This is a genomic window from Streptomyces sp. HSW2009 (assembly GCF_040240285.1).
Lineage (GTDB): Bacteria > Actinomycetota > Actinomycetes > Streptomycetales > Streptomycetaceae > Streptomyces.
In genome coordinates this window covers 1-1,450 of the sequence record NZ_JBEHZD010000982.1, presented here as the reverse complement: position 1 = coordinate 1,450, position 1,450 = coordinate 1, and the positions used below count along the sequence as shown (strand labels likewise).

Below are 1,450 nucleotides of genomic sequence, written 5' to 3'. Positions count from 1 at the left end.
TACGGCTTCCTCTCCGAACACCCGGACTTCGCCCGCGCCGTCCTCGCCGCCGGGCTGACCTGGGTCGGCCCGCCGCCCGCGGCGCTGGCCGCGCTGGCCGCCCAGACCCCCCCCCCCCCGGGGGGGGCGGGGGGCGCCCCCCCCCCACGGCAGCACCGGCCGTGCTGCCGTGCCGTCCGGCGCCTCGACCGGCCAGTTCGAGGCCCTTGAGCTGCGGGACGGCGACAAGGCCCGCTACGGCGGCAAGGGTGTGGAGAAGGCCGTGCTCGCGGTCATCGAGCAGATCGGCCCGGAGCTGGTCGGCTACGACGCCACCGAGCAGCGGCTGATCGACCAGGCCATGTTCGACCTGGACGCCACGCCCGACAAGTCCTCGCTCGGCGCCAACGCCATCCTGGGCGTCTCGCTGGCCGTCGCGCACGCCGCTTCCGAGGCGTCCGACCTGCCGCTCTTCCGCTACCTCGGCGGCCCGAACGCGCACCTGCTGCCGGTGCCGATGATGAACATCCTGAACGGCGGCTCGCACGCCGACTCCAACGTGGACATCCAGGAGTTCATGATCGCGCCCGTCGGCGCCGAGTCCTTCTCCGAGGCGCTGCGCTGGGGCACCGAGGTGTACCACACGCTCAAGGGCGTCCTGAAGGAGCGCGGCCTGTCCACCGGCCTCGGCGACGAGGGCGGCTTCGCGCCGAACCTGGACTCCAACCGCGAGGCGCTCGACCTGATCGTCGAGGCCATCAAGAAGGCCGGCTACACCCCCGGCCAGGACATCGCGCTCGCGCTCGACGTCGCCGCCTCCGAGTTCTACGAGGACGGCGCGTACGCGTTCGAGGGCAAGCCCCGCAGCGCGGCCGAGATGACCGCGTACTACGCCGAGCTGGTCGCCTCCTACCCGCTGGTCTCCATCGAGGACCCGCTGAACGAGGAGGACTGGGACGGCTGGAAGACCCTCACCGACGAGCTCGGTGACAAGGTCCAGATCGTCGGCGACGACCTGTTCGTCACCAACCCGGAGCGGCTGGCCCGCGGCATCGAGTCCGGCACCGCCAACGCCCTGCTGGTCAAGGTCAACCAGATCGGCTCGCTGACCGAGACCCTGGACGCGGTCGAGCTGGCCCAGCGCAGCGGCTTCAAGTGCATGATGTCGCACCGCTCCGGCGAGACCGAGGACGTCACCATCGCCGACCTGGCCGTCGCCACCAACTGCGGCCAGATCAAGACCGGCGCCCCGGCCCGCTCCGAGCGCGTGGCCAAGTACAACCAGCTCCTGCGCATCGAGGAGATCCTGGACGACGCGGCCGTCTACGCGGGTCGCAGCGCCTTCCCGCGGTTCCGCTTCGAGGGCTGATCCCGGCGCCCGGGGCCGGGGGGGCCCCCCCCCCCGGCGGGGCGGGGGGGGGGGCGGCCCCCCCCCCCCCCCCCGCCCCCCCCCCCCCCCCCCCCCCCCCCC

Annotated in this window: 2 pseudogenes; both read left to right on the top strand. The window is 73.6% G+C overall.

What is annotated here, in order from left to right:
• Positions 1-108, top strand: a pseudogene (locus AAHZ94_RS34025) (biotin carboxylase N-terminal domain-containing protein); the annotation flags it as partial.
• Positions 109-148: 40 nt separating this feature from the next.
• Positions 149-1,348: pseudogene (gene eno, locus AAHZ94_RS34020) on the top strand (phosphopyruvate hydratase); the annotation flags it as partial.
• Positions 1,349-1,450: the final 102 nt, after the last annotated feature.